4 protein-coding genes are annotated in these 3152 nt (G+C 74.0%); 3 read left to right on the top strand and 1 reads right to left on the bottom strand.

Annotation, left to right across the window (positions count from 1 at the left end; all coding sequences use genetic code 11):
• Nucleotides 1–72: 72 nt before the first annotated feature.
• Nucleotides 73–1116, bottom strand: a complete 1044-nt coding sequence (locus HW445_RS24200) for an alpha/beta fold hydrolase (protein WP_180223063.1) — start codon at nt 1114–1116, stop codon at nt 73–75.
• 302 nt (nt 1117–1418) lie between these two features.
• Between HW445_RS24200 and HW445_RS24195 the strand changes: the two genes are divergently transcribed.
• The 3 genes from HW445_RS24195 (at nt 1419) to HW445_RS24185 (ending at nt 2881) form a co-directional block, all read left to right on the top strand.
• Nucleotides 1419–1649, top strand: a complete 231-nt coding sequence (locus tag HW445_RS24195; protein WP_180223062.1) for a hypothetical protein — start codon at nt 1419–1421, stop codon at nt 1647–1649.
• Nucleotides 1650–1921: 272 nt separating this feature from the next.
• Nucleotides 1922–2563, top strand: coding sequence for a TetR/AcrR family transcriptional regulator (locus HW445_RS24190; RefSeq protein WP_180223061.1), 642 nt, complete (start codon nt 1922–1924; stop codon nt 2561–2563).
• A 90-nt stretch (nt 2564–2653) separates the two neighbouring features.
• The gene (locus tag HW445_RS24185; protein ID WP_151771968.1) at nt 2654–2881 is read left to right on the top strand and encodes a DUF3107 domain-containing protein; all 228 of its coding nucleotides are present in this window, start codon (nt 2654–2656) and stop codon (nt 2879–2881) included.
• Nucleotides 2882–3152 lie beyond the last annotated feature (271 nt).

Below are 3152 nucleotides of genomic sequence, written 5' to 3'. Positions count from 1 at the left end.
TCTGCGACGAACCGGGTGCGGCATCTGCGGGCCTGGCCGGCCCCCGGCGACTGTGCCGTCCCACGCGCTCCCTCAGCTTTCGGTTTCCGTCGCGGCCAGGACATCGTCCGCGTCCCCCGGGCGGCGCTCCCGCGCGCTCCCGCCCGCCGGTCGGGCGGCGTCGGCGGGCAAGGTGTCCCTCAGGAACTCGCGGAAGGCCCGGGCGACCGTGTCCGGACACTCCATCATGGCCACATGTCCGGCCTCCGGCAGGGCGAGCAGCCGTGAATCACGGAAGGCACGGGCCGCCCGACGGGCCATCCGGAAGGAGACCAGCCGGTCACGGCCGCCGTAGACCAGCAGGGTGGGCGCGGTGACCCGTTCGGCGTGTCGCCAGAGCCGGTGCCGCCCCGCCAGGGTGTACGCGTCGACGATGCCACGGGCCGAACGGGCCATCGCGTCCCAGAAATAGGGGAGCCGCTGACGCCGTTCCATCTCCGCCACCGCGGCGGCCAGTCCTTCCTCGGTCACCCTGCCAGGGTCCCCGTAGGTGAGCCCGAGCACACCGCGAACCCGCTGTTCGGGGGTCCACTCACGGGTCAGCCGGGTGAACAGCAGCGCCACACCGGGCACCGCGAGCAGTCCGGTCGGCACCGCCCCGCGCTGCACCCGCAGCTCCGGCAGGGCGGGCGAGACCAGGGTGAGCGAGCGCACCAGGCCGGGGCGGAGCGCCGCGACCTTGGTGGCGACGGCTCCGCCCATCGAGTTGCCGAAGAGGTGGACCGGACCGCGCCCGGACGTCTCCAGGTAGCGGACGACCGCACGGGTGTGGCCGGTGATCGAGTAGTCGCCGTCGTCCGGCGGCGGGGAGTCGCCGAAGCCCGGCAGATCCACCGCCTCGCAGTCCAGCACGTCGTCCAGCAGCGGCATCAGCGCCGACCAGTTCTGCGAGGAACCGCCCAGGCCGTGCAGGAACAGCGCCGGCTCGACGCCCTTGCCGGCGGGGCGTGAGCGGACCGTCAGGGTCACGCCGCCCAGCGCGGCCGACCGGACCCGCTCACCGTCCACGTGCACCGGCGCCACCCGGGGCAGCGCGTCGCCGGCGGGCGGAACGGGCGGGAGATCGGTCGAAGACATGCGTCAATGTTACGAGACGATCACGCCCCGCCAGGTTCTCCGGCGGCGGGCGGGGGTGTGCAAGCCGTCACAGCCGCACGAGGCCCGACGGGCGCCGACGGGCACCGGCGGGTGCCGGTGGGTACCGGCGGGCACCGGCGGGCCGGTGTGACGCGGGCGCCCCAGGGCACACATCCGCACACGGAGGCATCGCGCCGCCGCCGGGTGTCTCCTAGGCTCGGATGCACAGGGCACCCCGCCCCCGCAGCGGCCCGCCGCACCGGGGGAGCCGAACGGATGGACCCACCGAAGGGAGCCCCACCATGCCCGTCGACCCGACCGACCCGGAGACCTTCACCGACCGGCAGGAGCAGGAGGAAGCCGTCCCGGAGATCGACGTCGAGGCACCCGAGCACGACGCCGCCGAGCAGCAGGCGGACGTCCGCCCCGGCAAGGACGAACCGGTCCGGGGCGACGCGGGCGACCGCGCCAGCGAGGGCGACCTCGCCGAGCAGGCGAGGGTGGTGGAACTCGACGAGGACGACTACCGGTGACCTCGGCCGGCGCCGGCCGAGTGGCCCTCGGCATCGCCCGTCAGGCGTCCGCCGGAGGTCCGTCAGGCGTCCGTCGCAGGTCCTTCATGGCGTCCGCCGCAGGTCCTTCGCGGGGTCCGTCGGGGGTCCGGCCGGGGCCCACCCGGCGCTCCGGTCGCGCGGCCCCCTGTCCACCCGGTGAAATTCTCCGGTCGCAGGACTCGCAGCACGGTTACCGAAAAGTACGATGGTGCTGCGGCGCACACCGCGCAAGGACGATCATGGGAGGCGGCGTGACAGCCATCGAGCAGACAGAGGCGGCACGCCCGCGCGGCACCCGGCTTCCGCGCCGTGCCCGGCGGAACCAGCTTCTGGGCGCCGCGCAGGAGGTCTTCGTCGCCCAGGGGTACCACGCAGCCGCCATGGACGACATCGCCGAGCGGGCGGGCGTCAGCAAGCCGGTGCTCTACCAGCACTTCCCCGGCAAGCTCGAGCTCTACCTGGCCCTGCTGGACCAGCACTGCGCGGCGCTGATCCAGTCCGTCCGGGCGGCGCTCGCCTCCACCAGCGACAACAAGCAGCGCGTCCGCGCCACCATGGACGCCTACTTCGCGTACGTCGAGGACGACGGCGGCGCCTTCCGCCTGGTCTTCGAGTCGGACCTGACCAACGAGCCCGCGGTCCGCGAGCGGGTGGACAAGGTCACCAACGAGTGCGCCGAGGCGATCTGCGACGTGATCGCGGAGGACACCGGGCTCTCCCGCGAGGAGTCGATGCTGCTCGCCTCGGGTCTGGGCGGCCTCGCCCAGGTCGTGGCGCGGGCCTGGCTGCACAGCGACCGCAGCGTGCCGCGGGACAAGGCGGTGCAGCTGCTGGCCTCGCTGGCCTGGCGCGGCATCGCCGGGTTCCCGCTGCACGGCAGCGAGACAGCCTGACGGGCCCCGCCTGGACTAATGTGTGCCGGGTACGGCGCGGACAGGGAACCATGACGTCCGCGCACCACTGACCGTCGGAGGGACATGGCCGTGGAGGTCAAGATCGGCGTGCAGCACGCGCCCCGCGAGATCGTTCTGCAGAGCGGTCAGAGCGCCGAGGAGGTCGAGCGGCTCGTCGCCGAGGCGCTCGCCGGCAAGGCGGCGCTGCTGACCCTGGTGGACGAGCACGGCCGCAAGGTCCTGGTCCCGGCGGAGCGTCTCGCCTACGTCGAGCTGGGCGAGCCTGCTCCGCGCAAGGTGGGCTTCGGCGCGCTGTAGTGGGGCGTCGCGCACCGCGCGACAGGCAGTGAGGGGCCGGACGGCTGTTGAGCCGTCCGGCCCCTTCGCGTGTGCGCGGCGGTGCCGGCGGGTAGTCACACCGGGACCTGGCAGCACGCCTTTGGTGAAGGGACCACGCCATGTTCTTCCTCGCGGCGCCGGCCTCGGTGCTCCTCGGGCTGCTGCTCGCCTACGCGGCCGTCCACCGGCTGCCGCACCGGCTGCCCCGGGCGGGGACGGTGCTGGCCACCGGCGCCGCCGGCGCCCTGCT

Source organism: Streptomyces sp. UH6 (assembly GCF_013421635.1).
Classification (GTDB): Bacteria; Actinomycetota; Actinomycetes; order Streptomycetales; family Streptomycetaceae; genus Streptomyces; species Streptomyces abyssomicinicus.
The sequence above is the reverse complement of the archived record's forward strand: the minus strand, read 5'-3'. Positions and strand labels throughout refer to the sequence as shown.

Coding starts and splice junctions, on each gene's coding strand:
- HW445_RS24195 (WP_180223062.1), top strand. CDS start 1,419: ATGCCCGTCGACCCGACCGACCCGGAGACCTTCACCGACCGGCAGGAG.
- HW445_RS24200 (WP_180223063.1), bottom strand. CDS start 1,116: ATGTCTTCGACCGATCTCCCGCCCGTTCCGCCCGCCGGCGACGCGCTG.